We start from the raw sequence: 26,573 nt of genomic DNA, 5'->3' as shown, positions 1-26,573 counted from the left end.
ACCGGCATTGTAGCGCGTAGAAGCGCTTTGAATGCGCGCCGCAACCATCTTGCGCCGCAGCCTTTTGTTGAGCTCCGTAACATTTACACGATCTAAATTGAACGTTTAACGCCAGTAACATCGCGCCCCGGCCAGTGCTTGGGTACAATTCCACGCTAATTTGATCGAGTATCAGGAACATTACATGATCGCTTGCCTGCGGCTGTTCTCTGCCCTCTGCCTTGCTGCTCTGTTGGCGGCTTGCGCCAGCTCGCCCTCCTCCAGCCTTGGCGAACTTCCACGGACTGCGGATGCCAGTATCGAGCAATTGCTCGAACAGGCTGCCAGCAGCAAAACTCCAGAAAAGGCTGCCCTGTTGCGCCTGGGCGCGGCAGACCTGGCCTACCGCCAGGGCAATGCCGGCCAGTCCGCACAAATCCTTCAACAGGTCCCAATGGACCAGCTGAAGCCTGGCCAACAGGTCTTCGCCAGCACCCTGGCCGCCGAACTGGCGATGACTCGCAACCAGCCCAAGGCGGCGCTGACTGCCCTGAGCCATCCGAGCCTGCAACGCCTGAGTGAGCTGCCGGTCGAACAGCAAGTGCGCACCGGCACCGTCCATGCCCGCGCCCTTGAAGCCGACGGCCAGACCCTGGCCGCCGCCCGCGAGCGCATCTTTATCGCCCCGCTGCTCAGCGGTGATGCGGCCAGCAAAAACCATGAGGCCATCTGGGCACTCATTGCGTCCTTGCCGACCGATCAACTGCAACCCATCACCACCGATGACCTCGGCGGCTGGATGAGCCTGGCCGTGGCGGTAAAAAACGCCAGCACGCTGGAACAACAACAGGCCGCTATCGACAACTGGCGCGCACAGCACCCTAAACACCCTGCCGCTATTGTGCTGCCACTGCCCTTGACCAAACTCAAGGAACTGGCCAGCCAACCGGTCAGCAAGATCGGCCTGCTGCTGCCGCAAGACGGCCCGCTGGCGTCGGTCGCCAAAGCACTGCGCGAAGGGTTCATGGCCGCTCACTATCAGGCTCAACAAGCCGGACAGAAGCCGCCTGCCATCGAGTTCTATGACAGCTCGCACCTGACTTCGCTGGATGACTTCTATCGCAAGGCACAAGCCGACGGCGTGCAACTGGTCATCGGCCCGCTGGAGAAACCGCTGGTCAAACAACTCAGCGCTCGCCCGCAACTGCCGATCACCACGCTGGCGCTGAACTACAGCGAAGGCGAACAAGGTCCGGCCCAACTGTTCCAGTTCGGTCTGGCTGCCGAAGACGAAGCCCGCGAAGTTTCCCGTCGCGCACGTGCCGACGGCCTGCATCGCGCTGCTGCCCTGGTGCCGAAAGGCGAATGGGGCGATCGTGTACTCAAAGCCTTCCGTCAGGATTGGGAAGCCAACGGCGGCACTGTCGTGGGCATCGAACGTGTTGATCAACCGGTGGCCCTGGCTCAGCAAATCGCCGACCTGTTCCAGCTGCGCCAGAGCGAAGGTCGCGCCAAGAGCCTGCAAAGCACCGTAGGCTCACAGGTTGCTGCACAGCCTTCGCGCCGTCAGGACATCGAGTTCATCTTCCTCGCCTCGACACCGCAACAAGCCCAGCAGATCAAACCAACACTGAACTTCCAATACGCAGGTGACGTACCGGTTTACGCCACCTCCCACGTGTTCAGCGCCAGCGGCGACCAGAACCAGTACAACGACATGAACGGCATTCGCTTCTGCGAAACCCCATGGCTGCTGGACGCCAACGACCCACTGCGCAGGCAAGTGACCACCCAATGGCCACAAGCCGCAGGCAGCCTGGGCCGCCTCTATGCAATGGGTGTCGATGCCTATCGCCTGGCTCCGCGCCTGGGCCAACTCAAGGCACTGCCAGACAGCTCCATCGAAGGTCAGTCGGGCACCCTGAGCATGACATCGTCGCAACGCGTTCAACGTCAGCTGCCGTGGGCACAGTTCATCAACGGTCAGGTTCAACGCCTGCCCGACACACCACGCTGATGCCCGACAGGTCACGCCAACAAAGCGGTCGAGATGCCGAAAGCCAGGCGCTCAAGCATCTCCAGCAACAAGGTCTGCGCCTCCTGGCGCAGAACTGGTTGTGTAAACGCGGCGAGCTTGATCTGGTCATGCTTGACGGCGATACAGTAGTATTCGTCGAAGTCCGCTACAGACAAAACACCCAATGGGGTGGCGCGCTCGGCAGCATCGATGCGCGCAAGCGCCAGAAACTGATACTCGCCGCGCAGTATTTTCTGCAGCGCGAGTCGCGCTGGGCCAACTCCCCCTGCCGTTTCGATGTGGTTGCCATAGACGGCAGCGCGGCTCATTTGAACTGGCTAAGGAACGCCTTTGACAGCTGACTGCTCAAAGGCAAGGCCGATCTTCACTCAACACTTTTGCTCTTTGCTTTGCGGGCCGCACATTGCTGTGCCACCAAGCCGCGCTACTTAAGGTCACACAGATGGACATGCAATCCCGAATTCGCCAGCTTTTTCAGGCCAGTATCGATACCAAGCAACAGGCGATGGACGTACTTGCACCGCACATCGAGCAAGCCAGCCAAGTGATGGTCAACGCCCTGCTCAACGAAGGCAAAATGCTCTCGTGCGGCAACGGCGGTTCAGCCGGTGACGCGCAACACTTCTCCTCCGAGCTGCTCAACCGCTTCGAGCGCGAACGCCCGAGCCTGCCGGCCATTGCACTGACCACCGACAGCTCGACGATCACCTCGATCGCCAACGACTACAGCTACAACGAAATCTTCTCCAAACAGATCCGCGCGCTCGGCCAACCCGGCGACGTACTGCTGGCGATTTCCACCAGCGGCAACTCGGCAAACATCATTCAAGCGATCCAGGCCGCACATGATCGTGAAATGATTGTCGTAGCATTGACTGGGCGCGATGGCGGCGGCATGGCTTCGCTGTTATTGCCCGAAGACGTTGAAATTCGCGTACCGGCCAATGTCACTGCACGTATTCAGGAAGTCCACCTGCTGGCGATCCACTGTCTTTGCGACTTGATCGACAGCCAATTGTTCGGGAGTGAAGAATGACCCTTAATCGCCTTGGCCTTCTGGCCTTGACTCTAAGCCTGGGCATCAGCGGCTGCACCTCGGTACTCACCGCGAGCCGCGAAGCGCCCATTGAAGACGATCGCGGCACCCGCACCCTCGGCAGCAAGATCGACGACTCCCTGATCGAAACCAAGGTCGGCGTGAACGTGGCCAAGGCCAACCCGGACCTGGAGAATGGCTCGCACATCATCGTCACCACCTTCAACGGTGTCGTGCTGCTTGCCGGGCAAACGCCACGCCCCGACCTCAAGGAACTGGCCGGGCAAGCCGCTGCTGCGGTTCAGCGGGTCAAGACCGTACACAACGAACTGCAAGTGATGCAGCCTTCGTCGATACTGGCCCGCAATAACGATGCCTGGCTGACCACCAAGATCAAAACCCAGATGCTCACCGACAACAGCATCCCTGCCTCGCGCATCAAGGTCGTGACCGAGAACGGCATCGTCTACTTGCTGGGTCTTGTGACCAAGCAGGAAGCCGACCAGGCCACCAATCTGGTGCAGGGCGTTTCCGGCGTACAGAAGATTGTGAAACTGTTCGAGTACATCGACTGATACCTGCCGCCCTCCCTCTGTAGGAGCACGGCTTGCCGGCGATGGCGTCCTTGAGGCCGCCATCGCGAGCAAGCTTTGCTCCTACAGGCGTACCGAGGTATCGACGTACCGAAGAGCAGGCACAAAAAAGGCGATCCATTCGGATCGCCTTTTTTATTACTTCACTACCTTCAAGCTTGGCCGGCCGCTAGGACGCGGTGGCTCGCCGTCGGGTGGCGGAAGATCATCATCCGGCTCGATCTCTTCCTCGTCATCCATAGGCGATTCCAGATCGAACACCATGCCCTGACCGTTCTCCCGGGCGTAAATGCCTAGGATCGCAGCGATAGGCACGTACAGCGTATGCGGCACGCCACCGAAGCGCCCCTCAAAACTGACCGCATCGTTGTCCATGTGCAGATGGCGTACCGCCGCAGGCGATACGTTCAGGACAATCTGTCCGTCACTGGCAAAGCCTTGCGGCACCTGCACCGACGGATACTCGGAATTGACCAGCATGTGCGGGGTGCAATCGTTGTCCACAATCCACTCATAGAGCGCGCGGACCAAATAAGGTCGACTGGAGTTCATAGCGGCTCCTTAAGCCTCAGCGCATATCGCGTTCGACACCAGACAGACTCGCCTGGAAAGCCTCACGCGCAAACTGGCGCTCCATGTAATCAAGCAGCGGCTTGGCAGGCCGCGGCAGTTCAATACCCATAATCGGTAAACGCCAGAGTATTGGCAGTAGGCAACAATCCACCAGACTTTGTTCCTCACTTAAGAAAAACGGCTTGTCGGCGAACAGCGGCGAAACGCCAGTCAGGCTTTCACGCAATTCCTTGCGAGCCTGCACACGTGCCGGCTCCTTGGTCCGCGAATCCAGAATCAGATCCACCAGCACACACCAGTCACGCTGAATACGGTGAATCAGCAGACGACTGTTGGCACGCGCCACCGGATAAACCGGCAGCAAAGGTGGATGCGGGTAACGCTCATCCAGATATTCCATCACCACGGTCGACTCCCACAACGCCAGGTCACGATCGACCAGGGTGGGCAAGCTGCCGTAAGGGTTCACTTCGATCAGTTTTGGCGGATGACGGCCCGCCTCCACACTGATGATCTCGGCGCTGACACCCTTCTCTGCCAGTACGATGCGCACTCGGTGGGAATAGTGGTCGGCGGGGTCGGAGTAACAGGCCAACCGATTGGTCACGCCCATGGCGGTCCTCCTCGCTTGTTGAAATTATCGGGAGCGGAAAAACGAGCGCGCCCAGAGGGCGCCTCCCGTAACGCCTGGATGACCAGACTCGTTACACGTTCAGAGACGCCCTTGGGCGCGCGCGATTAACAGCAATTGCTTAACGCTTTATCAATGCACGTCTTTCCAGTATTCACGCTTGAGCAAGTAAGCGAATACGAAGAAAAACGCCAGGTACAGCAACACATAGGTACCGATGCGCTGATGCTGCAGCTTCACCGGGTTGGCCGAATAGGCCAGGAAGGTCACCAGATTCTTGACCTTCTCGTCGAACTGCTCTTCGTTCAGCGCACCAGTTTTCGGCACAATGGTCAGCTGATCGCACGCTTCATGAGTCAGCGGCGTGCCGGTCAGCGGATCATACTGCTTCTTACCGTTTTCGACGATTTGAACTTGTTTGCAGCCTACCACCTGACGACCCTGCAGGCCGACCAGAACGTTAGGCATACCGACGTTCGGGAACACTTTGTTGTTCACACCCCAAGGGCGCGAAGGGTCTTCATAGAAAGACCGCAGGTAGCTGTAGAGCCAGTCAGTCCCACGAACGCGAGCCACCAGCGTCAGGTCAGGCGGCGCGGCGCCAAACCAGGCCTTGGCGTCTGCCGGCTGCATGCCGGTGCTCATGTGGTCACCGATCTTGGCGCCCGTGAACACCAGGTTTTTCAGCATCAGATCATGAGGAATCCCCAGATCGTCGGCAACGCGCTCATAGCGCTGGAACTTGGCACTGTGGCAGCCCATGCAGTAGTTGGCGAACGTACGTGCGCCATCTTGCATTGCAGCTTTATCGGAGACGTCGATATCGACTTTTTCCAGCTCTGGACCACCATGCTCGGCCGCGAAGGACAAGACAGGCAAAGCAGCAAGAATCAGTACAGCAAATAGCTTTTTCATCAGCCAGTCACCCTTTCCGGAACCGGTTTGGTCTTCTCGAGCCTGGTGTAGAACGGCATCAGAATGAAGTAGGCGAAGTACAGGAAGGTACAGACCTGCGACAGCAACGTACGTTCCGGGGTAGGCGCCATGACACCCAGCCAGCCAAGAATCACGAAGGAGATGCAGAACACCCAGAGCCAGATTTTGCTCAGCCAGCCCTTGTAGCGCATGGACTTCACCGGACTACGGTCAAGCCAGGGCAGGACGAACAGCATGGCAATCGAAGCACCCATGGCAACCACGCCCATGAGCTTGTCCGGAATCGCACGCAGAATCGCGTAGAACGGGGTGAAGTACCAGACCGGGGCAATGTGTTCCGGGGTCTTGAAGGCGTTTGCCACTTCAAAGTTCGGCTTCTCGAGGAAGTAACCGCCCATTTCCGGGAAGAAGAACACGATCGAGCAGAAGATGAACAGGAACACCACCACGCCGACGATATCTTTCACGGTGTAGTACGGGTGGAAGGCAATGCCGTCCAGCGGTACGCCGTTTTCGTCTTTGTGCTTCTTGATGTCCACGCCGTCCGGGTTGTTCGAACCGACTTCGTGCAATGCCAAAACGTGCAGCACCACCAGACCGAGAATCACGATCGGCAAGGCCACGACGTGCAAGGCGAAGAAGCGGTTCAGGGTAATGCCCGAAATCAGGTAGTCACCACGGATCCACTGGGTCAGGTCGTTACCGATGACCGGGATCGCACCGAACAGCGAGATGATCACCTGGGCGCCCCAGTAGGACATCTGACCCCACGGCAGCAGGTAGCCCATGAAGGCTTCAGCCATCAGTGCCAGGTAGATCAGCATGCCGAACACCCACACCAGCTCACGCGGTTTCTGGTACGAACCGTAGAGCAAGCCACGGAACATATGCAGGTAAACCACGATGAAGAACGCCGAAGCGCCGGTGGAGTGCAGCAGACGCAGGATCGAGCCGTACTCGACGTCGCGCATGATGTATTCGACGGAGGCGAATGCCTCTTCCGCCGACGGGGTGTAGCTCATGGTCAGCCAGACGCCGGTTACGATCTGGTTAACCAGAACCAACAGCGCCAGGGAGCCAAAAAAATAGAAGAAGTTGAAGTTCTTCGGGGCGTAGTACTTGCTGAGATGGTCTTCCCACATTTTGGTGGCGGGAAAGCGCGCATCAACCCAATCCATGAACTTGCTCATCACGCTTTCTCCGTATCGACGCCGATGACAATAATGTCGTTCGACTCATAGGAATGCGGGGGAACTGGCAGATTCAAAGGCGCGGGTTGCGACTTGAAGACGCGGCCAGCCAGATCGTAGTGGGAACCGTGGCAAGGGCAGAAATAACCACCTACCCATTTCGGACCAAGATCCGCAGGCGCTACTTCTGGACGGAAGGTTGGCGAGCAACCCAAGTGCGTGCAAATACCGATCAGCAACAGAACTTCTGGCTTGATCGAACGCGTTTTGGGGTCCACGTAAGTCGGTTGTACCGAATTCTTGGAGTCTGGATCAGAGAGGTCACCCTCGATCTTTGTGAGATTCCCCAAAATCTCCTGGGTACGGCGGACGATGAATACCGGCTGACCGCGCCACTCAGCAATCATTTGCTGACCTGGTTCGATTTTGCTGACATTCACTTTCACCGGTGCACCTGCGGCTTTCGCCTTGGCACTGGGAAACCATGACCCCACGAACGGGACCGCAGCCCCCACCGCTCCTGCAGCACCCACCACGGATGAGGCTGCTACCAAGAAGCGACGCCGGCCTGCATTCACGCCGTCATTGCTCATTCAGTCCTCTCCCATCAGCTTTGTGGCCTGTTAAATCAGGCATCTACTAAGTAAAAATCTGAACTTATAAAAATTTTGCAGAATGGTAATGAAAAGCCCCAGTTCTGACAAGGTAATTACCACCCGGGCTCAGCGCCAAGCCTTGTAGTATAGGGGCTCTACGAATGTGGCAAGTTGTCACACCATAAATCTTCGAGCAAAAAAAACGCCCAGCTCCGCGAGGAGACTGGGCGCTTTGAACGCGAAAGCGAATTAACGCTTCGAGTACTGCGGACGCTTACGCGCTTTACGCAGACCAACTTTCTTACGTTCAACTTCACGTGCATCGCGAGTAACGAAGCCAGCTTTGCGCAGAGCACCGCGCAGAGTTTCGTCGTACTGCATCAGAGCGCGAGTGATACCGTGGCGGATTGCGCCAGCTTGACCACTTACACCACCACCGATCACGGTGACGTAGATGTCGAACTTCTCGACAGTCTCAGTCAATTCCAGCGGCTGACGAACTACCATGCGGGCAGTTTCGCGACCGAAGAAATTTTCCAGGGAACGGTTGTTGATGGAGATGTTACCAGTACCCGGACGCAGGAAAACGCGTGCGGTTGCGGTATTGCGACGGCCAGTGCCGTAATTTTGCGGCGCCGACATAATGAACTATTCCGTTAAAACTTCAGTTCTTGGGGCTGCTGAGCAGTATGAGGGTGTGCAGCGCCCGCATAGACTTTCAGCTTACGATACATGTCGCGACCCAGCGGGTTCTTAGGCAGCATGCCTTTGACCGCGGTCTCGATCACGCGCTCAGGGGCTTTAGCGATCAGCTTTTCGAAGTTGATCGACTTGATGCCGCCCGGGAAACCGGAGTGGGAGTAGTAGATTTTGTCGGTGGTTTTAGCACCGGTTACACGAATCTGCTCGGCATTGATAACGACGATGTAGTCGCCGGTGTCAACGTGAGGAGTGTACTCAGGCTTGTGCTTGCCACGCAGACGGCTCGCGATCTCGGTGGCCAGACGACCCAGGGTCTGACCAGCAGCGTCGACGACAAACCAGTCGCGCTTTACTGTTTCCGGTTTAGCAGTAAAAGTTTTCATTCTTTATAGCCTCAGGGGCCGCCCTGTAAATTTAGACGGCGGATCTTACTGAATAGTGCGTACTTTGACAAGTCAAAGGCAGCCGGGTACAGACGCTATCGGGGGCTCGGGTCGGCGCGTCCGTTCAACGGCAAGATTCTTCGGCAGGCGGCGCATCACTTCCACTGCAGAAAGAGGTGCGCAATTATGCAGATTGCGAAAAAAAATTCAACCTGCTTTTATGATTGTTTTCCTCCAAGGACTACCCGATGGACTATCGACAGCTGGGCCGTACCGATCTGAACGTAAGTGCAATCTGCCTCGGGACCATGACCTGGGGCGAGCAAAACAGCGAGGCAGAGGCCTTCGCACAGATTGAACGGGCCAAGAGCGCCGGGATCAATTTCATCGACACCGCCGAGATGTATCCGGTGCCACCCAAGGCCGAAACCTACGCCAGCACCGAGCGTTATATCGGCAACTGGTTCAAGACCCGCGGCGATCGCGCCGACTGGATTCTGGCGAGCAAGATCGCCGGCCCCGGCAATGGCATCGACTACATTCGCGATAAAAACCTGCGACACAATCGCCAGCACATCACTGAAGCCGTCGATGCCAGCCTCAAGCGCTTGCAGACCGACTATATCGACCTCTATCAGTTGCACTGGCCGGAACGCAGCACCAACTTCTTCGGTCAGCTGGGCTACAAACACAAGATCGAAGCCAACCTGACCCCGCTTGAGGACACCCTCGAAGCGCTGGACGAGCAGGTCAAGGCCGGCAAGATCCGCCACATCGGTCTGTCCAACGAAACGCCGTGGGGCACCATGCGCTTTCTCGCGCTGGCCGAAGCCCGTGGCTGGCCGCGTGCAGTGTCGATCCAGAACCCCTACAACCTGCTCAACCGCAGCTTTGAAATCGGCCTGTCGGAAATCGCCATCCGCGAACAATGCGGGCTGCTCGCCTATTCGCCGCTGGCGTTCGGTTTTCTCTCGGGCAAGTACGAAGGTGGGGCGCGCCCGGCGAAAGGTCGCTTGAGCCTTTACAGCCGCTTCAGCCGCTACTTCAACCCACAGTCGGAAGCCGCATGCAGCCGTTACGTGGCGCTGGCCCGTGAACACGGCCTGGACCCGGCACAAATGGCCCTGGCGTTCGTGACCCAGCAGTCGTTCGTTACCAGCAACATCATTGGCGCGACGACGCTGGAACAGCTGGACAGCAACATTGCCAGTTTCGATCTGAAACTGTCGGATGAAGTGCTGGCGGGGATTGAGGCGATTCACAAGGATCACCCGAACCCGGCGCCTTGATCGTTCTTTAGAAACAATCGCGAGCAAGCTCGCTCCCACAAGAGCCTATGCCGATCACAAACACGTGGTCATACATAGAACCCATGTGGGAGCGAGCTTGCTCGCGATGGCGCCCGACCAGTCACCCCAAGTCAAAGCGACCGCGCGATGATCTCTTTCATGATTTCATTGGTCCCGGCATAAATCCGCTGCACCCGCGCATCCGCCCAGGCTCGGGCGATCGGGTATTCCCACATGAAGCCGTAACCGCCATGCAGCTGCACGCACTCGTCGAGCACCTTGCATTGCAGATCGGCGCCCCAGTATTTGGCCATCGCCGCCGTCGGCACGTCGAGCTTGCCTTGCAGGTGCAGCTCCAGGCAGCGGTCAACGAAGACCCGGCCAATCTGAATCTCCGTGGCCATCTCCGCCAATTTGAAACGGGTGTTCTGAAAGTCCGCAATCGCCTTGCCGAACGCCTTGCGCTCGCGGGTGTAATCCAGAGTCCACTGCAACGCCGCCTCAGCCGAGGCCAAACCGCCGATGGCGACCGTCAGACGCTCCTGCGGCAATTCCTGCATCAGATAGGCGAACCCCATCCCGGCCTGCCCCAAGAGGTTTTCCTTGGGCACACGAACGTCCTGGAAGAACAGCTCGGAAGTGTCCTGCGCCTTCATGCCGACCTTCTCCAGGCGCTTGCCCTTTTCGAAACCCGGGGTGTTCGCTTCCACCAGAAACAGACTGGTGCCCTTGGCGCCGGCCTTGGGATCGGTCTTGGCCACGACAATCACCAGGTCCGCGAGGTAGCCGTTGGTGATGAAGGTTTTCGAACCGTTGATCACATATTCATCGCCATCCAGCACTGCGGTGGTTTTCACCCCTTGCAGGTCGGAGCCGGCGCCTGGCTCGGTCATGGCAATCGCGGTGACCATTTCGCCCGAGACCAGCTTCGGCAGGTATTTGTGCTTCAGCGCTTCGCTGCCGTAATGCAGGATGTACGGCGCCACAATGTCCGAATGCAGGGAAAAACCGATACCGGTCAACCCCAGTCGCCCCACCTCTTCGATCACCACCACACTGTAGAGGAAGTCCGCATCGAACCCGCCGTACTCTTCCGGCAGGTGCGAACAGAGCATCCCCGCCTCCCCTGCCTTGTTCCACAGTTTGCGGTCGATGTAGCCCTGTTTCTCCCACTGCGCATGAAACGGCACGGCCTCTTTTTCGAGGAAGGTTCGTACGCTGTCGCGAAAGAGTTCGTGCTCGGAACTGAACAAGGTTCTGGGGATCATCGGGGCACCTGTGGTTATTGTGGGTCGCAAATGAATCCCAGAGCCTAAGCCTCCAGTACATAACAGGACACTGGACACATCAGACAAAAAATAAGACGATCCAGCCGCTTGGTGACCACTTTCCCCTATAAGAATAAATTGAATATGTCTATCCAACTCTCCACGCCCTTGCGGCGCGTCAGCATCCTGGCTATCGACCGGGTTTTTGCTTCCACCCTCATGCAAGCCAAGGATTTCTTCCATCTGGCCAGCCTGCGTTACGGCAAACAACTGGGCCATGGCCTGACTCCGGCGTTCGAAACCCGCCTGGTCAGTCCCGACGGCAAACCGGTCAACAGCTTCAGCGATGTGATCTTGCCGGTGGACGGCGACCTGGAAAACGCCGACATCATCATCCTTCCAGCCTTCTGGGACGATTTCGAGACGCTCTGCAAACGTTATCCACAGGTGCTGCCGTGGCTGCGCGAGCAACACGCACGCGGTGCGGTGCTCTGCGGCGAAGCCACCGGAGTGTTCTGGCTCGCCGAGGCCGGCCTGCTCGATGGCAAGGAAGCGACCACTTACTGGCGCTTCTTCAACGCCTTCGAAGAGCGCTTCCCTAACGTTCAGCTCAATCAGGACAAGCACCTGACCGACGCCGACAATCTGTACTGCGCCGGTGGCACCACGTCAGCCTGCGACCTCTACATTTATTTGATCGAGCGCTTCTGCGGGGCCAACGTGGCCCAGGCCGTGGCCCGCGACATTCTGTATGAAGTGCAGCGCAGCTATTCGCCCGGCCGCATCGGCTTCGGCGGGCAGAAGCTGCACCAGGATGTGATCATCCTGCAGATCCAGCATTGGCTCGAAGAGCATTTTGCCGACAAGTTCCGCTTCGAAGACGTCGCCCGCGAGCACGGCATGAGCATCCGCAACTTCATGCGCCGCTTCCAGACCGCCACCGGCGACAAACCGCTGCACTACCTGCAACGGCTGCGCATCGAAACCGCCAAGGGCCTGCTGTCCGCCAGCCGCAAGAGCATCAAGACCATCAGCTACGAAGTCGGCTACGACGACGCGAGTTTCTTCGCCCGGCTGTTCCGCCAGCACACAGAGTTGTCGCCAAACCAGTATCGGCAGCAGTTTCAGCAAGCGGCGTAGGCCGAGAACCCAACACAAATCAACTGTGGGAGCGAGCTTGCTCGCGATGACGGCGGCACATCCAGCATTGATGTAACTGACACACCGCTATCGCGAGCAAGCTCGCTCCCACAGGGATCTTCAGCGTATAAAAAAGGGTCTGCATTGCAGGCCCTTTTTCCAAGGTATTCACCTTCGAGTCCGGCATCCCGCCCTACCCATCAATACCGCCCGAACCGCTGCCGATACTCCAGCGGAGTCAACGCTGTCAGCTCCTTGAACATACGCCGCAGGTTGGAGTCGCTGCTGAAACCCAGCTCAGCGCTGATCGTATTGACCGCTGCAGACGTGAGGATCAGGCGTTCGCTGACCTGATTCAGTTTGATACAGCGAGCATAGGTCGCTACGGCAATGCCGGTTTCACTGCTCACCTTACGAGACAAGGTGCGCTCGGACATGCCGAGCAGCTCTGCCAACCGCTGCACGGTTATCTGTTCGGCCGGCAACTGCTCAACCAGCGCATGCAGCTGGCGCAGCAGATTGCTCGACTGCTCAATCAGGCTCATGGCCGCAAAGGCGCTATGCGCTTGGGCCGGACGCGCAAGGACCATCAGCCGGGTAAGGTCGCGAAAGACCTCCGGGCTGACATACCGCTCAATCAAGGCCTGAGCGATGGGCAAGTAACCGTTTACACCGGACGCGGTCGCCGTCAGCGGGTTAATGATGCAGTGACGCTCGCTTTGCCACTTCACGGCCTTATGGCGCTGCGCCATCGCGTCTGCCAACCACCATGTCACCGTCGCCTGCTGGCCGTCCAGCTTCCCGCTCGCGGCCAACAGACAAACCCCACTGCAATAACTCCACAGCTGCTGCTTTTTCGAACGCGCCGACAAAACGGCTACCAAGGAGGTATTCGCGGCCAGCGTATCCTCGACCTGCCGGGCTGACTCGGCCCAGAAACCGGGGATCAACAGCGCGTCAAAATGAGCCTCCGCCAGTGTGCTGTCCACCTGTAACGATAGACCTTGAGCGCATTCAACCGTACCGGCCTGCACTGCAACGAAGCGCGTGTCAAAGAGCGTACTCGAGGCTCGACGATTGGCCGCGTGCAACAAATCGGCAAAAGCGAACAACCCCGCCGGCATGCAGCGAGGGAAAAGAAGCAAACCGATTCGAAGGCGTGGGGGCATGGCTGAAATCGAATTAATTATGTCTGAGCCTGCCATTCTGTGGCGTAACCCGACTGGAGACAATGGCGCCTCTTCCCAGAGGTATCGCCATGAAGATCCATCAGCTCCGTAACGCGACGATTATTGTGGAACTCGGCCCCCATCGAATTTTGATCGACCCGATGCTGGCGCGAAAACACGCGCTTCCGCCCTTGCGTATATTCAGCGCACGAGACCGTAACCCACTGGTCGAATTACCCGACTCGGCAACGGCCGCACTGGAGTCCGTCACCCACTGCCTGATCACCCATTGCCAGAAAGGACACTTCGACCATCTGGATCGCGCCGCAAAGAAGTGGCTGCGCGACAGGCGGATTCCGGTTATCTGCACGCCGCACGACGCCACCCATTTGGCCGAGCATGACTTGAACGTTCAGCCTTTACCGGCCGAACACGAGCAACCGAGCGCCTTCTTCGACGGGCAGATCCGCACGATTCGCTGCACCCATGGCCGGGGACTGGTAGGCAAGATGATGGAGCATGGCGTGGGTTATTTGATTGAAATGCCCGGCGAACCCAGCCTCTACCTGACTGGCGATACGCTGCTCACGCCCGCCGTTCAGGCGTTCGTTGCGCTGCACCGCCCAGATGTTTCTGTGGTGCCGGCTGGCGGCGCACGATTCGATTTGGGTGGGGACATCATCATGGGGATTGATGAGGTGCTTGCCTTCACTCAGCAGTCATCGGGCACAGTCGTCGCCAATCACCTGGAAGCGCTGAGCCACTGCCCCGTGACACGTACGTCACTGGCCAGTGCAGCCCGACAGGCCGGCATCGAGTCGCGCCTGCTGATCCCGAACGACGGAGACCTGCTGGAATTTCAGATCCCGAATATTCAATGAGGGCGCGGCTGCCCCATGGACAGCAATATACAGGACTGCTTCCGTAGCAGCTGCCGAGCCCGCGAGGCTGCGTTCGGCTGCGAAGCAGTCGCCGAATCAAGCAACGCGTTCCTTCAGGCAAACCGCGTACACAGGATTGGCGAGGACTTCGTCCTCGAACGCAGCCTCGCGGGCTCGGCAGCTGCTACGGAGGGGTTAGAACGAAGCCACGCCTCATGTAGACCGTTACGGCTTGTGCGCCCGCGCCAGGAACTCGTGGGACTGCATTTCCAGCAGACGGCTGAGGGTGCGCTGGAACTCGAAGTTCAGGCGACCGCCGGTGTAGAGGTCTTTGAGCTCGACTTCGGCGGAAATGATCAGCTTGACGTTACGATCGTAGAACTCGTCGACCATGTTGATAAAACGTCGGGCGATGTCGTCGGTAGTGACGCTCATCTGCTCCACACCGCTGAGCAACACGGCGTGGAAAATCTTGCCAAGTTCGATGTAGTCGTTCTGGCTACGCGGGCCGTCGCACAGTTCGCGGAAGTCGAACCAGGCCACGTCGTCGCAGGTACGCACGGCACGGATCTCACGGTTCTCGATGATCAGCACATCGTTTTCCAGCGCTTGCGTGCATTCCGGTGTGAGTGCGCGGAAGCTTTTGCGCAGGCTCTCGTGGGACGCATCGTCAAGCGGGAAGTGGAACAGTTCGGCTTGCTCAAGGTGACGCAGACGGTAGTCGACGCCGCTATCGACGTTGACGATGTCAGTGTTCTGCTTGATCAGCGCGATGGCTGGCAGGAAACGCGCACGTTGCAGACCGTCCTTGTACAGACCGTCCGGCACGATGTTCGAGGTCGCGACCAGGGTCACGCCGTTCTTGAACAGCTCTTCCATCAAGGTGCCGAGGATCATCGCGTCGGTAATGTCGGACACGAAGAACTCATCGAAACAGATCACCCGCGCTTCGTCGGAGAAGCGCTTGGCAATGATCGTCAGCGGGTTTTTCTCGCCGCCGAGGGTCTTCATCTCTTCGTGCACGCGCTTCATGAAGCGGTGGAAGTGAGTGCGGACCTTTTCCTTGAACGGCAGCGCTTCAAAGAAGGTGTCGACCAGGTAAGTCTTGCCGCGACCTACGCCGCCCCAGAAGTACAGGCCCTTGACCGGCGCCTGCTCCTTTTTGCCAAACAGCTTGCCGAGCAGGCCCGGTTTGCTCTGCGAGGCCGCGACCAAGTCGTCGTACAGACGCTGCAAATGACGCACAGCGGTTTCCTGGGCGGCGTCATGGAAGAACTCCGGACGTTTGAGATCAGCTTGATATCGTTCTAGGGGCGTCATAATTCGTTAGCAAGGCAACAAAAACGGGCCGTCACTGTAGCGACGGCCCTTGAGAATGGCAATCAGCCCTTAGTCGGACCGAGCCGTTGATTATTCCTGAACAGGCGTCAGAGCAACCCGCAAGGTGTCGATGGCGACATCCCGCGCAGCGCTGTCAGCGAAGGCCGGGCTGTCGGCGACGCATTCGCCTTCGAGCCAGACGCTGAAGCTCAGGTCTTCACTGCGAACGTCCAGCGCCTGGCCGGATTGCAGCTGTTTGGTCACCTGGCCTGCGGTTTTGCCGTCAGCGAAGTTACGCGACAGCAGCAGTTGCTCGCCATCAGCGGCCAGCAGACGGAAACGGAAACTGCCGTCGTCTTCACGGAAACTGACGAAACGCGCGGCTTTCGCGGCTTTCTTCTTGGTAGTAGTCGCGACTTGCGTCTGATTGACGAAAGAGCGCAGGCCGACCGCTTCACGCAGTTCGTTGAGGAACGGCGTGGCCACGGCGCGGGCCTTCTTGGCACCGTGCTGCAGCATGTCTTCGAGATCTGCCGGGCGCTCGATCAACTGGTAGTAACGCTCGCGGGACTCGCCCAGTTCGTTGTCGAGCAGTTGGAACAGACGATTCTTCGCCTCGCCCCAACCCAGGCCCTGCAACAGTTCGCTGCGGAACTCGGCGGACTGCGCCGGGGTGGCGAAAGCCTGGAACAGCGTGAACAGGTGCGAATTGTCCGGATCTTTCGCTTCGCCCGGCGCACGGGAATCGGTGACGATCCGCGAAATCGCGTCCTTCATCTCTTTGGCGCTGGAGAACAACGGAATGGTGTTGTCGTAGCTTTTCGACATCTTCCGGCCATCGAGGCCCGGCAGCGTGGCGACGCTTTCTTCGATCAGCGCCTCCGGCATGGTGAAGAATTCTTTGCCCTGGCCAAACAAGTGGTTGAAGCGCTGGCCGATGTCTCGAGCCATTTCCACGTGCTGGATCTGATCGCGACCGACCGGGACCTTGTGCGCGTTGAACATCAGAATGTCCGCCGCCATCAACACCGGATAGCTGTACAAGCCCATGGTGATACCGGCGTCCGGGTCTTCACCGGTTTCGACGTTCTTGTCCACCGACGCCTTGTAGGCGTGCGCACGGTTCAGCAGGCCTTTGGCGGCGACGCAAGTCAGCAGCCAGGTCAGCTCGGGGATTTCCGGGATGTCGGACTGGCGATAAAACGTTACCCGATCCACATCCAGACCACCGGCCAGCCAGGTCGCAGCGATTTCCAGACGCGAGCGCTGAATGCGCAGCGGGTCATCGCACTTGATCAGGGCGTGGTAATCGGCCAGGAAGTAGAACGAATCGGCATTGCTGTCGCGGCTGGCGAGGATCGCCGGACGGATCGCGCCGGCGTAGTTGCCCAGGTGCGGGGTGCCGGTGGTGGTGATGCCGGTGAGGATGCGCGTACGAGTAGTCATGGGTAATCGCTTATCAGACTGCAATCAATTCGAAAGGCGCGGCAGGATCAGATCCTTGAGATCGGTCAGCTTGCCGTGAAAAAAGTGTCCGCATTCTGCCACTTTCAGCAGCTCATGGGGGCGATCGAGGGTGTCAGACCAATCGTAAACCAGCTGCGGATCGATGACTTCGTCGGTTTCTGGCTGGATAAGTGTCAGTTCGCCATGCTGCGGCAACGGATCCTGATCGCCCAGACGCATCACCGCAGGCGCGACCATGAACAAATGCTTGAGCTGTTCGCCCTTGGCTTCCAGGCGTCCGCCGAGGCTGGCCGCGACGAAACCACCGAAGGAGAAACCGAACAGGGTCATTGGCAATTCAGGGTGCCTGGCGCGCAACCATTCAGCCACGGCTTGTGCGTCGTCGACTTCGCCGGTGCCCATGTCATGCGTGCCGGCGCTGGCGCCGACGCCACGGTAATTAAAACGTAATGTGATCAAACCGGCGTCACGGGCGGTGCGCTGCAAGGTCGAAACGACTTTATTGAGCATGGTGCCGCCCTGCACCGGATTGGGGTGGCAAATCAGCGCCAGGCCACGTGGCTCGGGGGAGTCCAGGTACAAGGCTTCCAGTTGGCCCACTGGGCCATCAATCAATACAGGGGTTTCACGCATAAGCAAGGAAGGAACTCCGTGACCTCTCGAAGGGTCGACTCGTCTAGCTAAAAGTCTGTGCCTGGCATGATTGCGATCTCGTCGCGGTATACAGCGCAGGTCCGAGCCGTTAACGTAAAGCAAAGCCGTTTATAGAGGAAGGACTCGTGGAACACTCGCTCTTAGTTTGGTTGTTGCCGACTCTTGCCCTGGTTGCCGGTGTCGCCATTGGATTCCTGGTTGCCCGCCTTCTGCCGAATGCCGCGCCTAGCAGCACGCAACGTCAGCTGGATGACATTCAGGAACGTTTTGACAGCTATCAGAATGAAGTGGTTACCCACTTCAACAGCACCGCAACGCTGGTCAAGAAGCTCACTCAGAGCTATCAGGAAGTGCAAGACCACCTCGCCGAGGGTGCCAACCGCCTGGCCCTGGACGAACAGACTCGCCAACGCCTGCTGGCCGCCCTGCACGCCGATGTTGCCGTGCAAGCCCCACGGGAACGCCTGACGCCGCCACGCAATCAGGAGCCGCCACGCGATTACGCGCCGAAAATGCCAAACTCTCCTGGCATGCTCGACGAGCATTACGGCTTGAAGAAGTAACCAGGTTTCACGCGACATAAAAAAGCCCTCGGACACGTGATGTCCGAGGGCTTTTTTGTTGCTGAGGGATTGAGCGCCTGTGAGGGCCTCATCGCGAGCAAGCTCGCTCCCACATTTGAATTTCAGTGGGCACACCTTCAGCGACAAATAGAGATCCCCTGTGGGAGCGAGCTTGCTCGCGATGAGGCCCTAACAGGCAACAAAAAAAAAAGCCCGCCCGATCTGCTGAGAATCGGGCGGGCTTTTTACACCTGGGGTTCAGTCAGGTTTGTTACTGGTACTGCTGACCTTGCTGCTGGGCAGGCTGGCCATACTGCTGACCCGGAATCGCCTTGAGGTTGACCTCTACACGACGGTTCTGCGCCCGACCATTGACATCACCGTTGCTGGCAATCGGGTTATCCGGACCAGCACCACGCGCCGACAGGTTGGTACCGCTGACACCTTGCGACGTCAGGTAGGTTGCCACGCTTTGAGCACGACGCTGGGACAAGTCCATGTTGTGCTGGCGGCTGCCGGTGCTGTCAGTGTAGCCGACGATTTCAATCTGGTTCTGGCTGAACTCTTTAAGCGAACCGGCCAGGTTGTTCAGCGGCTGGTAGAAGCTTGGAGCGATATTAGACGAATCGGTGCCGAACGTGATGTTGCCCGGCATGATCAGCTTGATCTGATCGCCCTGACGCTGCACTTCAACCCCGGTGTTGGCCATGCTGGCGCGCAGTTTCTTTTCCTGCTGATCGGCGTAGTAACCGTAACCGGCGGCGGAAGCACCACCGATAGCAGCACCAATCAGCGCGCCCTTGCCACGGTTGTTGTGGTTGATGGCAGCACCGGCCACCGCACCGGCCAAGGCACCGAGGCCGCCGTATTTGGCGGTTTTGCTCATGCCCTGAGAGCCGCCGTCGGCCTGACCCTGGTTGTCATACGGGTTCTGGTTCGCACAGCCAGCCAGCATGGCCACGGCAGTAGCGACAATAATCAAACGACTCGAGGTGAACATGGAGAGCTCCTACTTTTACATTCTGTGGTGCAACGGACGTTGGCAATAAACCCGTGCGGGCGTTGGAACACGACCTACGGCAAAAATTCCATCAGGTCGTTTCATAGCCCGGAAAATCAGGCTCGCACAAAAGGATTTTCACGCATTTCATCGCCCAGACGGGTGTCGGGACCGTGTCCGGTTATTACCGTCGCCTCTTCATCAAGGGTGTACAGACGCTGCTTGATCGAACGCACGATGGTCGCTTGATCACCGCCCCACAAGTCCGTACGCCCTACCCCGCGACGAAACAGCGTGTCACCGGCAATCAGCAGCTTAGCCTCGGAAAACCAAAAGCTCATGGAACCCGGCGTATGCCCCGGCGTGTGCAACGCCACGCCACAGCCGCAGGCCAGCTCTTCATCATCGGCCAACCAACGATCCGGCGACGGCACCGGCGTGTACGGCACCCCGAACATCTGGCACTGCATCTCCAGATTGTCCCAAAGGAACTGATCCTCTTTATGCAGGTGCAACGTGGCGCCGGTTTTCTCCTTCAACTGGCCCGACGCCAGAAAGTGATCCAGGTGCGCGTGCGTATGAATGATGCTCACCACCTTCAACCCCAACGCATCCAGCCGCGCCAGAATCAACTCATGATTACCACCCGGATCGACGACGATGGCCTTCTTGGTGATCGGATCACCGATGATCGTGCAGTTGCACTGCAACGGCCCAACGGGAAAGGTTTCGCGGATCAGAGCGGGTTTGGCAGCGTCCATGGGCGTTCCTGGAAAAATTGACGGCCTATTCTGTCACACCCCACCTGCCCCGCCGATGGCTGTCCTGTTACAAACCGGACAACCCAATCAATGCTCAGACTGTCCCCCCCACCCACCTCGTAGGAGCTGCCGCAGGCTGCGATCTTTTGATCTTAATCTTGCCGCAACCCCACCCATCGCCAAGATCGCAGCCTGCGGCAGCTCCTACGGGGGCGGCACATGATCAATCGAGGGAGTGAGCCTTACTGCCAGCCAGTTGAGCGAACGCAAGGCTCCAAACAACAAAGATCAAATGTGGGAGCGAGCTTGCTCGCGAAGAGGCCATCACATTCAACACCTCAGTTGACTGTCAGTCCGCTTTCGCGAGCAAGCCCGCTCCCACACCAGACTCGCTTCGGTTTACAGAATGTATTGCCCCCTCCTGGCCACACTATGGTGCTACGGAGCCTCCGGCTGATCAAAACTATCCAATGCCCGATTCACCAACAACTCCCCCAACGAAATCATCTGCTGAATCGCCAGAGCCACATGCCGACGCGTACCTTCCAGCTCAAACGCCAGATCACTGGCCAGCACATTCACCGACGCCAAGGTTTCCGAGGCATGCGCCAACAGCGTCTCGTTATCCAGATCAGGAATCACCGCAAAGATATTGGAGGGACGTTTATCCGGCAGATTGCCCTTGTCAAACGGTGGCTTGAGGTAATGATCCAACGCCCGCTCGGCGGCGTCGTGGAGTTTTTTGGAATCGCTGGAGGCGTAAGGGGAAGTGCCTGGGGTTTCTGTGGTATTGGAAGTGTCATTGTGCATGGTGAAGCTCCTAAACAAAGTTTTTGGATGCTGTATCACCTATACCTGTTCGGGTCGCTAAACCCGGTCGCTGAATTGGCAGCGACACCCGGAGGTTATCCACATACCTTCCCACCCGGCAACCTTGAAAAGCTGTCGGAAAAATCTCCCAGAACCCAGATATTTGTAGTCTTATCCTAGGACTGAACCGGCTGCTTTGGGGAGCAGTAACAATTAAATCTGTCCCATAGAAGTTTTCAATAATCTGTCGTTAAGCACATTTCACTCCAGCTAGTGTTCACTCATAAAATTTACCGGCGAGCAAAATAGCCGCACAGCGTTGCCATACATTAGACACAGGAGCATCCGTCAGGGAACGCTTGGCGCTGGCAGTTGCCCACGACGCCGCTGCATCAAGAAACGTGTCGACAGAACCGTTCTCCCACCCCAACGCCCCCGCCCCGTAGGGGAATGATGGCGAGGTGTTTTCCAACAAACGTTCACGAGCGAAATCGGAGCTAAGTGCCCCAACAAATCTGATGAAGGATTGCTCGTCATTTACGCTTTCCAGCAACTGATGAAGATCGACAGACATAGGCATCCTGACAACGAACTAATAGCGAGAGAGTGACCCGACTAACATGCTGCTATGCCGCAATATCTATGGTCAACCTCTACCATTGCCAACATCCTCTTCGGGTCGATAGCCGCCCATCCTGACAGGCAGTATTCGGCCGATTGTGTTGAAAAAGTCGACCCGGCCTGGCTAGCCATGCATTGAGCGGCGAAAACGCCTTTTTTGCGCGCTGCTACGTCAAATCTGAGCCCTGAACCTTCTGCGCAAAACACAGATTTCAATCTCAGATGCGCACTTTTCTACCGTGGAAACCGAAGCCGACTTTTTCAACAGAATCGGCCAAAATCAGTCACTGGACAGTCCGTCCACTAATGAGTAGCGTGCGATCGAAATATCATCTGATTAGAGTTGGCTCATGGTTTCTATGGCTGTTCAGGAAGAAGTTCGAGACCGCCTTCGCCGTGCTGAGAACGAGCATGATGTGAAGGTGCTTTTAGCCGTTGAATCAGGCAGTCGCGCCTGGGGGTTTGCCTCTCCGAATAGCGACTATGACGCACGCTTCATCTACGTCAATAAACCTGAATGGTATTTGTCTGTCGGCCTTGAGGAACAACGCGACGTCATCGAGTATCCGATCGTTGACGACATGGACATCAATGGCTGGGATCTGCGCAAGGCACTGAGGCTATTCTGGAAGTCCAATCCAGGCTTCGTGGAGTGGGTGCAGTCCACCATCACTTACGAACACTCAGGATCCTTTCACGAGCGGGCTAAGGAGTTGCTGCCGCTGGTGTACTCGGTCGAAAGTGGCATCTACCATTATCGCAGCATGGCCAAAACCAACTACAGGGGGTATTTGCAGGCCCCTCAAGTACCGCTGAAAAAGTATTTTTACGTACTGCGCCCCTTGTTATCGGTGCGGTGGCTGGAACAGTTTCATAAGCCCGCCCCCATCGAGTTTGACAAGCTGCGCGGAGTCATCGAAGGAGAGCCCGGACTCCAGGAGGCCATTGATGACTTGCTTGCAATCAAACGCGCGTCTCCGGAGATGGGGCTATCGCCCCAGATCATGCCCATCCAGCAATTCATTGAGCGTGAACTGCATCGACTTGAGACTATCAAGCCGACCCGTAGCGAACGCAAAGAGGTTGAGCCGTTACTTTCCGAACTGTTTCGCTCTGTACTGAAAGAAACTTGGGGATGACGCAAAAATACAGGGACAGACCACGATTATGAGATTGAGTAAAATGTGGTCCGCTCCCTTTTGTTACAAAGCGTTTCATTGACCATCCCTGAGTTAGCTCCCTAGGAAATCATAGCAAAGATGCAAGGCGGTATAGGCTCCCTGGCAGAGGCGGACTTCAGTTACCCCTGTCATCAGCGAACAATTTTTGAGGTGCTGAAGATGACACGCTTACAGATTGTAAAAATTGACTTAGGTGAGGTAACGAGTTCCGACGAACTCCATTCCACCTTGAGGGATGCGCTCGGATTCCCCGGCTGGTATGGCTGTAATTGGGATGCTTTCTGGGACGCAATTACGGGACTTGTCCAAATGCCCGCACATCTGAAAATTTTAGGGTGGGGTACTTTATCCAGACGTTTACCGGGGGATGCGAAGCTCATGCAAAAATGCCTTGCAGACATGAGAATTGAGTATCCAGAACTCGCACCAGATGTGGAGTTCGACTAAACGATTTTTCAAGCCAGCACTCGGCCGAAGCCACGTAAAAACGCTAGCTTCACTCAGGCACATTTTTAGCAGATCCCGCAGCGAGTTCATTGGCTCAGTACCGCTGACCGAACCATCTGTTTTTACACACTCTGGGCCAATAGCAGCCATACTGCTCAGTCTCATAGAAAAGGGGACAGATTTATTTTTTGGCCAAGGGTTAACCCAATGACACCCCTGCCAATGGCAAATAAATCCGTCCTCTTTTTTCCCAATCAATCGGGGGCGGCCCTTGGAAGGACCGCGGAATCTAAAGTTGTCGTCCCGGCTGCCGACTCTATTTGCTATTAATTGCTCTTATACGAAGGACCGTTCGATGTTTTACCCGCGTGAAGCTGAAAGAGATCACCTGTACAACCGAGTCATCCTGCTCACCATTGCTTGCTGTGTATTCCTGCTATTGGCCGCGATGGCACGGCACGAGGGATCCATCTATGTGGCAGTCCAGTTAAGCGTCGCTGAGACCACTGGCACTGTGACGCAACTGGAAAACATCCCCATGAACAAAGACGGCAAGGTGATCCATTACCGGTATACCGATCGCAGCGGCCTGGCTCACGAAGATGAATACATAGACCAGCGCTATCAGAAAAATGTCCAATATGAGGTAGGTGGGTCCATCTCGCTACTTTATTCAAGCTGGTTCCCGTGGAAAAACTGCATCGCCACCGAACTGCACACCTACCGCCCCGGTTTTTACATCATGGCTGGCGGGATATTGCTGTCGCTGCTGTTCTTGGCAATCTCCGCTAAGACGATAGGACGCATCTTCGTCATGAAACAGGAAGAACGCTTCTACTGAGAAGTACCACAATGAAAAAAAGGGGACAGATTTATTTATTCGCCAGGCCACCTTAGCAACAAATAAATCTGTCCCCTTTCTTACGCGGTTCAAATGTTATCGAGAGAGTTGAGTGCTGCTGTGGCACCTCCGGGGTTTGCCATCGATTCAGATCTGATTTATACAACAAGGCCACATGAAAAATGAAAATGAAAATATTATTCATCGCTTCGCTAGGAATTTTATCGCTAACTCAAACATCACTATCCTTCGCGGATAATACCAATGGGAAAAATCTCTATTTACAGAGATGTGTCATGTGCCACGGAATAGATCTCAAAGGAACAGGACCATTGGCTAATAAAAGCAATCCTCCTACACCTGACCTTACAACATCCATTTTCAAAAAACGACTAAATGATTATCCGGGCGTTATTGTATCATCGATAATACTTCGTCCAAATGGAGACTTGATTCCAAAAACTTTGCGAGAGAATGGTGTAAAGCTATCGCCGTACTCTTGGAGGATTAAGGATCTGCGCGATTTAAATCAATACATGAGTGGTGTGATTTCAAAAAATCGATGATTTTAAAAAAGGAGACAGATTTATTTATTCGCCAGGCCACCTTAGCAACAAATAAATCTGTCCCCTTTCTTAGGTTGAATCCACAGTCAACAGCGGACACTGCTAAGTCATCTCATTTCACTAGCGAGTTCGCTAGCTGCGGCCATTGCTCCATCAACGCATCGCGTACTCGTAGCCCTGCGGGAACGGGTTGTGCGTGCTCGTCCTGAACTAGACGAGCGAAAACCAGCGAATGCTCATCCTTGGTCGCCCAGCCAACAAACCAGCCGTATCCGTGAGCTTCATCGCTGCTCCCGTCCTCCATTCGAGGGAAGGCCGTGCCTGTTTTGCCGTGAACATCCCAACCGTCGGGCCGTTGGGCGATTTGCGAAATCCGGTTCGTCATATCAAAGGCATGTGGGCTTACTGGCAGTTGGCGATTCACCAGCCTCTTCAAAAAGGTGATTTGCTCGTGAGGGGAAATCTTCAAAGAGGAACTGATCCAGGCACGATCAAGGCCATTGTTTTTTTCGGGATCACCAGACAGGTCGGCGTTCCCGTAATCGAATGCCTCGGCATATCGCTTGACCGTTGCCTCTCCAAGCGCATGAGTAACGCGTTGAGAGAACCACACCACAGAATACTGAAACCATCGAACTGCATCTGTAGGCTCCAGCCAGGCAGCTCCGCCCCAATCAGGATCACCGGGTTGGTATGGCAACGTTGGAGAATGTTCATCTTGCAAAAAGGCTGCGTCGAAGCCCATCAGGCTTATCGCGATCTTGAATGTTGAGGCAGGAGTCACGCGACGGTTGCAATCACCCTCTTGCAGCAAAACGTCACCGTTTTTTGCGTCGGCCACAATGGTGCAGATAGTCTCGGCCCGTGCTGCTGAAATGCTGAATCCCAGTATCAATAAGCCCAATGCAACACTGCGCATGAACATGCGTTCTAATCCTTTAGGGGGTTACTTTCTTTACGGATGAGTTCCATGAATCCTTCTCAAGAACTTTGAGCGACCGTAAGGCAAAACTGTTCGCCTGCCCGCCGGGGCGATGTAGCTCATCCACCCAAGCGAACTCTACCAGCAGGCACTGTATCAATGTCGGAGTTGGATCGTAAGCAGTCGAGTGCGACCCGCAGCTAACGAAACTTCGATCAACTAGCGCAACGCCCCCCATCAAAACGCCAATTGCAACGTCTCCTTCCCCTCCAACGTAAGCAAAAACTGCTTCGCCCCCAACCCACCCGCAAACCCGGTCAAACTCCCCGAAGCCCCAATCACCCGATGGCAAGGCGCAACAATCGAGAGCGGATTCTTCCCATTAGCCGCCCCCACAGCCCGAACCGCTTTCGGATTCCCAATCTGCACCGCAATCTGGCTATAACTCCGCGTCTCACCAAACGGAATAGTCAGCAACGCCTGCCAAACCTTTTGCTGAAATTCGGTGCCAGCAAAATCAAGTTCCAGCTCAAAACAGACACGCTCCCCCGCAAAGTACTCATTGAGTTGGCGCTCGGCTTCCAGCAACACGGGGCTGTGGATATCTTCCTGCGACGGGCCGATACGAACCCGGTCGAGCTTTTCGTTTTCCCACAAGATCGCGCAGAGTTTGCTGCCCTTGGCGACCAGCGTGAGGGTGCCGACGGGGGATTTCATCAGTTTGAATACGTACGACATGGGTTGACTCCTTGATCCGACGGGGCTTCAGACGTCATTGGACGTTGAAGGCGATCGTTCATCTGTGTCAGAGGACGTATTCAGAGTAATTGTGTGTTCAAACGCAAGAACTACGTTTCTTGCGATTGAATTTACACGCTGATGTCACCCGCACTGCCTAATGCCTGTCAGTTAGGCGTTGGTTGTCCCAAAAGATCGCAGCCTGCGGCAGCTCCTTGTATCTCGACTATCGCTCCGTCAGGAGCGATAGTTCTCGACTGATCATCGAGGGAGGGACC

30 protein-coding genes are annotated in these 26,573 nt (G+C 56.7%); 12 read left to right on the top strand and 18 right to left on the bottom strand.

What is annotated here, in order from left to right:
* Window positions 1-184: 184 nt before the first annotated feature.
* The 4 genes from ACIPIN_RS25385 (at window position 185) to ACIPIN_RS25370 (ending at window position 3,628) form a co-directional block, all read left to right on the top strand.
* On the top strand, window positions 185-1,996 hold the full coding sequence (locus ACIPIN_RS25385; RefSeq protein WP_401123535.1) for a penicillin-binding protein activator: 1,812 nt from the start codon (window positions 185-187) through the stop codon (window positions 1,994-1,996).
* Window positions 1,996-2,358: a YraN family protein gene (locus ACIPIN_RS25380; RefSeq protein WP_019693569.1), complete on the top strand. Its 363-nt coding sequence runs from the start codon at window positions 1,996-1,998 to the stop codon at window positions 2,356-2,358. The genes ACIPIN_RS25385 and ACIPIN_RS25380 overlap by 1 nt, the downstream gene beginning before the upstream one ends.
* 101 nt (window positions 2,359-2,459) lie before the next feature.
* Window positions 2,460-3,053 carry a phosphoheptose isomerase gene (locus tag ACIPIN_RS25375; protein ID WP_007904374.1) on the top strand — a complete coding sequence of 198 codons (594 nt, stop codon included), beginning with the start codon at window positions 2,460-2,462 and terminating at the stop codon, window positions 3,051-3,053.
* Complete coding sequence (locus ACIPIN_RS25370) at window positions 3,050-3,628, top strand: BON domain-containing protein (RefSeq protein ID WP_401123532.1); 579 nt, start codon at window positions 3,050-3,052, stop codon at window positions 3,626-3,628. Before ACIPIN_RS25375 ends, ACIPIN_RS25370 begins: the two co-directional genes overlap by 4 nt.
* A gap of 156 nt (window positions 3,629-3,784) precedes the next feature.
* Here the strand turns inward: ACIPIN_RS25370 and ACIPIN_RS25365 are convergent, their stop codons facing one another.
* From ACIPIN_RS25365 to rplM, 7 genes are all read right to left on the bottom strand, one after another.
* Window positions 3,785-4,198, bottom strand: coding sequence for a ClpXP protease specificity-enhancing factor (locus ACIPIN_RS25365; protein ID WP_401123530.1), 414 nt, complete (start codon window positions 4,196-4,198; stop codon window positions 3,785-3,787).
* Between the two features lie 16 nt (window positions 4,199-4,214).
* Complete coding sequence (locus tag ACIPIN_RS25360; RefSeq protein ID WP_262115948.1) at window positions 4,215-4,832, bottom strand: glutathione S-transferase N-terminal domain-containing protein; 618 nt, start codon at window positions 4,830-4,832, stop codon at window positions 4,215-4,217.
* A 150-nt stretch (window positions 4,833-4,982) separates the two neighbouring features.
* Window positions 4,983-5,765 carry a cytochrome c1 gene (locus ACIPIN_RS25355; protein ID WP_401123527.1) on the bottom strand — a complete coding sequence of 261 codons (783 nt, stop codon included), beginning with the start codon at window positions 5,763-5,765 and terminating at the stop codon, window positions 4,983-4,985.
* On the bottom strand, window positions 5,765-6,976 hold the full coding sequence (locus ACIPIN_RS25350) for a cytochrome bc complex cytochrome b subunit (RefSeq protein ID WP_201120579.1): 1,212 nt from the start codon (window positions 6,974-6,976) through the stop codon (window positions 5,765-5,767). The genes ACIPIN_RS25355 and ACIPIN_RS25350 overlap by 1 nt, the downstream gene beginning before the upstream one ends.
* Window positions 6,976-7,569 carry a ubiquinol-cytochrome c reductase iron-sulfur subunit gene (petA, locus tag ACIPIN_RS25345; RefSeq protein WP_401123524.1) on the bottom strand — a complete coding sequence of 198 codons (594 nt, stop codon included), beginning with the start codon at window positions 7,567-7,569 and terminating at the stop codon, window positions 6,976-6,978. The genes ACIPIN_RS25350 and petA overlap by 1 nt, the downstream gene beginning before the upstream one ends.
* A 252-nt stretch (window positions 7,570-7,821) precedes the next feature.
* Entirely contained in the window at window positions 7,822-8,214 is a 393-nt protein-coding gene (gene rpsI / locus ACIPIN_RS25340; protein WP_401123521.1) for a 30S ribosomal protein S9, read from the bottom strand.
* A gap of 14 nt (window positions 8,215-8,228) precedes the next feature.
* Window positions 8,229-8,657 (bottom strand): 50S ribosomal protein L13, encoded by a 429-nt coding sequence (rplM, locus tag ACIPIN_RS25335; RefSeq protein ID WP_019693576.1) that lies wholly within the window; start codon window positions 8,655-8,657, stop codon window positions 8,229-8,231.
* Between the two features lie 248 nt (window positions 8,658-8,905).
* Here rplM and ACIPIN_RS25330 point away from each other — a divergent pair, with 248 nt between their 5' ends.
* A complete protein-coding gene (locus ACIPIN_RS25330; protein ID WP_401123518.1) occupies window positions 8,906-9,946 on the top strand; it encodes an NADP(H)-dependent aldo-keto reductase in 1,041 nt (346 codons plus the stop codon).
* A 131-nt stretch (window positions 9,947-10,077) separates the two neighbouring features.
* On the opposite strand, the gene ACIPIN_RS25325 is transcribed toward ACIPIN_RS25330, so the two are convergent.
* Window positions 10,078-11,214 carry an acyl-CoA dehydrogenase family protein gene (locus ACIPIN_RS25325; RefSeq protein WP_401123515.1) on the bottom strand — a complete coding sequence of 379 codons (1,137 nt, stop codon included), beginning with the start codon at window positions 11,212-11,214 and terminating at the stop codon, window positions 10,078-10,080.
* A gap of 243 nt (window positions 11,215-11,457) precedes the next feature.
* Here ACIPIN_RS25325 and ACIPIN_RS25320 point away from each other — a divergent pair, with 243 nt between their 5' ends.
* Window positions 11,458-12,354, top strand: a complete 897-nt coding sequence (locus tag ACIPIN_RS25320; RefSeq protein WP_401123561.1) for a GlxA family transcriptional regulator — start codon at window positions 11,458-11,460, stop codon at window positions 12,352-12,354.
* A 200-nt stretch (window positions 12,355-12,554) separates the two neighbouring features.
* Here the strand turns inward: ACIPIN_RS25320 and ACIPIN_RS25315 are convergent, their stop codons facing one another.
* Entirely contained in the window at window positions 12,555-13,523 is a 969-nt protein-coding gene (locus ACIPIN_RS25315) for a GlxA family transcriptional regulator (RefSeq protein WP_401123513.1), read from the bottom strand.
* 89 nt (window positions 13,524-13,612) lie between these two features.
* Between ACIPIN_RS25315 and ACIPIN_RS25310 the strand changes: the two genes are divergently transcribed.
* Entirely contained in the window at window positions 13,613-14,404 is a 792-nt protein-coding gene (locus tag ACIPIN_RS25310; protein WP_401123511.1) for an MBL fold metallo-hydrolase, read from the top strand.
* A 225-nt stretch (window positions 14,405-14,629) separates the two neighbouring features.
* On the opposite strand, the gene zapE is transcribed toward ACIPIN_RS25310, so the two are convergent.
* From zapE to ACIPIN_RS25295, 3 genes are all read right to left on the bottom strand, one after another.
* Window positions 14,630-15,724 carry a cell division protein ZapE gene (gene zapE, locus ACIPIN_RS25305; RefSeq protein ID WP_401123508.1) on the bottom strand — a complete coding sequence of 365 codons (1,095 nt, stop codon included), beginning with the start codon at window positions 15,722-15,724 and terminating at the stop codon, window positions 14,630-14,632.
* 90 nt (window positions 15,725-15,814) lie between these two features.
* Complete coding sequence (locus ACIPIN_RS25300; protein WP_401123506.1) at window positions 15,815-17,170, bottom strand: tryptophan--tRNA ligase; 1,356 nt, start codon at window positions 17,168-17,170, stop codon at window positions 15,815-15,817.
* A 24-nt stretch (window positions 17,171-17,194) separates the two neighbouring features.
* Complete coding sequence (locus ACIPIN_RS25295; RefSeq protein WP_401123504.1) at window positions 17,195-17,824, bottom strand: alpha/beta hydrolase; 630 nt, start codon at window positions 17,822-17,824, stop codon at window positions 17,195-17,197.
* 146 nt (window positions 17,825-17,970) lie between these two features.
* Here ACIPIN_RS25295 and ACIPIN_RS25290 point away from each other — a divergent pair, with 146 nt between their 5' ends.
* Window positions 17,971-18,408 (top strand): YhcB family protein, encoded by a 438-nt coding sequence (locus ACIPIN_RS25290; RefSeq protein WP_123582770.1) that lies wholly within the window; start codon window positions 17,971-17,973, stop codon window positions 18,406-18,408.
* Window positions 18,409-18,679: 271 nt separating this feature from the next.
* Here ACIPIN_RS25290 and ACIPIN_RS25285 read toward each other — a convergent pair whose 3' ends face one another.
* From ACIPIN_RS25285 to ACIPIN_RS25270, 4 genes are all read right to left on the bottom strand, one after another.
* Window positions 18,680-19,408: an OmpA family protein gene (locus tag ACIPIN_RS25285; protein WP_401123501.1), complete on the bottom strand. Its 729-nt coding sequence runs from the start codon at window positions 19,406-19,408 to the stop codon at window positions 18,680-18,682.
* A 116-nt stretch (window positions 19,409-19,524) separates the two neighbouring features.
* On the bottom strand, window positions 19,525-20,169 hold the full coding sequence (locus tag ACIPIN_RS25280) for an MBL fold metallo-hydrolase (RefSeq protein ID WP_401123500.1): 645 nt from the start codon (window positions 20,167-20,169) through the stop codon (window positions 19,525-19,527).
* A gap of 438 nt (window positions 20,170-20,607) precedes the next feature.
* The gene (locus ACIPIN_RS25275; RefSeq protein ID WP_401123497.1) at window positions 20,608-20,979 is read right to left on the bottom strand and encodes a DUF6124 family protein; all 372 of its coding nucleotides are present in this window, start codon (window positions 20,977-20,979) and stop codon (window positions 20,608-20,610) included.
* A gap of 277 nt (window positions 20,980-21,256) precedes the next feature.
* On the bottom strand, window positions 21,257-21,553 hold the full coding sequence (locus ACIPIN_RS25270; protein WP_401123495.1) for a hypothetical protein: 297 nt from the start codon (window positions 21,551-21,553) through the stop codon (window positions 21,257-21,259).
* 397 nt (window positions 21,554-21,950) lie between these two features.
* Between ACIPIN_RS25270 and ACIPIN_RS25265 the strand changes: the two genes are divergently transcribed.
* The 4 genes from ACIPIN_RS25265 (at window position 21,951) to ACIPIN_RS25250 (ending at window position 24,635) form a co-directional block, all read left to right on the top strand.
* Window positions 21,951-22,739, top strand: a complete 789-nt coding sequence (locus tag ACIPIN_RS25265; RefSeq protein WP_401123493.1) for a DNA polymerase beta superfamily protein — start codon at window positions 21,951-21,953, stop codon at window positions 22,737-22,739.
* Between the two features lie 201 nt (window positions 22,740-22,940).
* A complete protein-coding gene (locus ACIPIN_RS25260; protein ID WP_401123490.1) occupies window positions 22,941-23,228 on the top strand; it encodes a barstar family protein in 288 nt (95 codons plus the stop codon).
* A gap of 355 nt (window positions 23,229-23,583) precedes the next feature.
* The gene (locus ACIPIN_RS25255; RefSeq protein WP_401123488.1) at window positions 23,584-24,069 is read left to right on the top strand and encodes a hypothetical protein; all 486 of its coding nucleotides are present in this window, start codon (window positions 23,584-23,586) and stop codon (window positions 24,067-24,069) included.
* A gap of 182 nt (window positions 24,070-24,251) precedes the next feature.
* Window positions 24,252-24,635 (top strand): c-type cytochrome, encoded by a 384-nt coding sequence (locus tag ACIPIN_RS25250; RefSeq protein WP_401123487.1) that lies wholly within the window; start codon window positions 24,252-24,254, stop codon window positions 24,633-24,635.
* Window positions 24,636-24,747: 112 nt separating this feature from the next.
* On the opposite strand, the gene blaOXA is transcribed toward ACIPIN_RS25250, so the two are convergent.
* Window positions 24,748-25,560: a class D beta-lactamase gene (gene blaOXA, locus ACIPIN_RS25245; protein WP_401123485.1), complete on the bottom strand. Its 813-nt coding sequence runs from the start codon at window positions 25,558-25,560 to the stop codon at window positions 24,748-24,750.
* Between the two features lie 234 nt (window positions 25,561-25,794).
* On the bottom strand, window positions 25,795-26,295 hold the full coding sequence (locus tag ACIPIN_RS25240) for a methylated-DNA--[protein]-cysteine S-methyltransferase (protein WP_401123483.1): 501 nt from the start codon (window positions 26,293-26,295) through the stop codon (window positions 25,795-25,797).
* Window positions 26,296-26,573: the final 278 nt, after the last annotated feature.

Origin of the sequence: Pseudomonas sp. NPDC087697, from assembly GCF_044743155.1 — a bacterium.
Classification (GTDB): Bacteria; Pseudomonadota; Gammaproteobacteria; order Pseudomonadales; family Pseudomonadaceae; genus Aquipseudomonas.
This window is presented reverse-complemented; position numbering and strand designations above follow the sequence as displayed.

Excerpts from the sequence above, each read along its gene's own strand:
- ACIPIN_RS25260 (WP_401123490.1), top strand. The coding sequence starts at position 22,941 with ATGACACGCTTACAGATTGTAAAAATTGACTTAGGTGAGGTAACGAGT.
- ACIPIN_RS25240 (WP_401123483.1), bottom strand. The coding sequence starts at position 26,295 with ATGTCGTACGTATTCAAACTGATGAAATCCCCCGTCGGCACCCTCACG.
- ACIPIN_RS25270 (WP_401123495.1), bottom strand. The coding sequence starts at position 21,553 with ATGTCTGTCGATCTTCATCAGTTGCTGGAAAGCGTAAATGACGAGCAA.
- blaOXA (WP_401123485.1), bottom strand. The coding sequence starts at position 25,560 with ATGTTCATGCGCAGTGTTGCATTGGGCTTATTGATACTGGGATTCAGC.
- zapE (WP_401123508.1), bottom strand. The coding sequence starts at position 15,724 with ATGACGCCCCTAGAACGATATCAAGCTGATCTCAAACGTCCGGAGTTC.
- ACIPIN_RS25265 (WP_401123493.1), top strand. The coding sequence starts at position 21,951 with ATGGTTTCTATGGCTGTTCAGGAAGAAGTTCGAGACCGCCTTCGCCGT.
- ACIPIN_RS25255 (WP_401123488.1), top strand. The coding sequence starts at position 23,584 with ATGTTTTACCCGCGTGAAGCTGAAAGAGATCACCTGTACAACCGAGTC.
- ACIPIN_RS25385 (WP_401123535.1), top strand. The coding sequence starts at position 185 with ATGATCGCTTGCCTGCGGCTGTTCTCTGCCCTCTGCCTTGCTGCTCTG.
- ACIPIN_RS25250 (WP_401123487.1), top strand. The coding sequence starts at position 24,252 with ATGAAAATGAAAATATTATTCATCGCTTCGCTAGGAATTTTATCGCTA.
- ACIPIN_RS25300 (WP_401123506.1), bottom strand. The coding sequence starts at position 17,170 with ATGACTACTCGTACGCGCATCCTCACCGGCATCACCACCACCGGCACC.
- ACIPIN_RS25370 (WP_401123532.1), top strand. The coding sequence starts at position 3,050 with ATGACCCTTAATCGCCTTGGCCTTCTGGCCTTGACTCTAAGCCTGGGC.
- rpsI (WP_401123521.1), bottom strand. The coding sequence starts at position 8,214 with ATGTCGGCGCCGCAAAATTACGGCACTGGCCGTCGCAATACCGCAACC.
- ACIPIN_RS25350 (WP_201120579.1), bottom strand. The coding sequence starts at position 6,976 with ATGAGCAAGTTCATGGATTGGGTTGATGCGCGCTTTCCCGCCACCAAA.
- ACIPIN_RS25280 (WP_401123500.1), bottom strand. The coding sequence starts at position 20,169 with ATGGACGCTGCCAAACCCGCTCTGATCCGCGAAACCTTTCCCGTTGGG.
- petA (WP_401123524.1), bottom strand. The coding sequence starts at position 7,569 with ATGAGCAATGACGGCGTGAATGCAGGCCGGCGTCGCTTCTTGGTAGCA.
- ACIPIN_RS25355 (WP_401123527.1), bottom strand. The coding sequence starts at position 5,765 with ATGAAAAAGCTATTTGCTGTACTGATTCTTGCTGCTTTGCCTGTCTTG.
- rplM (WP_019693576.1), bottom strand. The coding sequence starts at position 8,657 with ATGAAAACTTTTACTGCTAAACCGGAAACAGTAAAGCGCGACTGGTTT.
- ACIPIN_RS25310 (WP_401123511.1), top strand. The coding sequence starts at position 13,613 with ATGAAGATCCATCAGCTCCGTAACGCGACGATTATTGTGGAACTCGGC.
- ACIPIN_RS25365 (WP_401123530.1), bottom strand. The coding sequence starts at position 4,198 with ATGAACTCCAGTCGACCTTATTTGGTCCGCGCGCTCTATGAGTGGATT.
- ACIPIN_RS25285 (WP_401123501.1), bottom strand. The coding sequence starts at position 19,408 with ATGTTCACCTCGAGTCGTTTGATTATTGTCGCTACTGCCGTGGCCATG.
- ACIPIN_RS25295 (WP_401123504.1), bottom strand. The coding sequence starts at position 17,824 with ATGCGTGAAACCCCTGTATTGATTGATGGCCCAGTGGGCCAACTGGAA.
- ACIPIN_RS25380 (WP_019693569.1), top strand. The coding sequence starts at position 1,996 with ATGCCCGACAGGTCACGCCAACAAAGCGGTCGAGATGCCGAAAGCCAG.
- ACIPIN_RS25375 (WP_007904374.1), top strand. The coding sequence starts at position 2,460 with ATGGACATGCAATCCCGAATTCGCCAGCTTTTTCAGGCCAGTATCGAT.
- ACIPIN_RS25275 (WP_401123497.1), bottom strand. The coding sequence starts at position 20,979 with ATGCACAATGACACTTCCAATACCACAGAAACCCCAGGCACTTCCCCT.
- ACIPIN_RS25325 (WP_401123515.1), bottom strand. The coding sequence starts at position 11,214 with ATGATCCCCAGAACCTTGTTCAGTTCCGAGCACGAACTCTTTCGCGAC.
- ACIPIN_RS25315 (WP_401123513.1), bottom strand. The coding sequence starts at position 13,523 with ATGCCCCCACGCCTTCGAATCGGTTTGCTTCTTTTCCCTCGCTGCATG.
- ACIPIN_RS25330 (WP_401123518.1), top strand. The coding sequence starts at position 8,906 with ATGGACTATCGACAGCTGGGCCGTACCGATCTGAACGTAAGTGCAATC.
- ACIPIN_RS25360 (WP_262115948.1), bottom strand. The coding sequence starts at position 4,832 with ATGGGCGTGACCAATCGGTTGGCCTGTTACTCCGACCCCGCCGACCAC.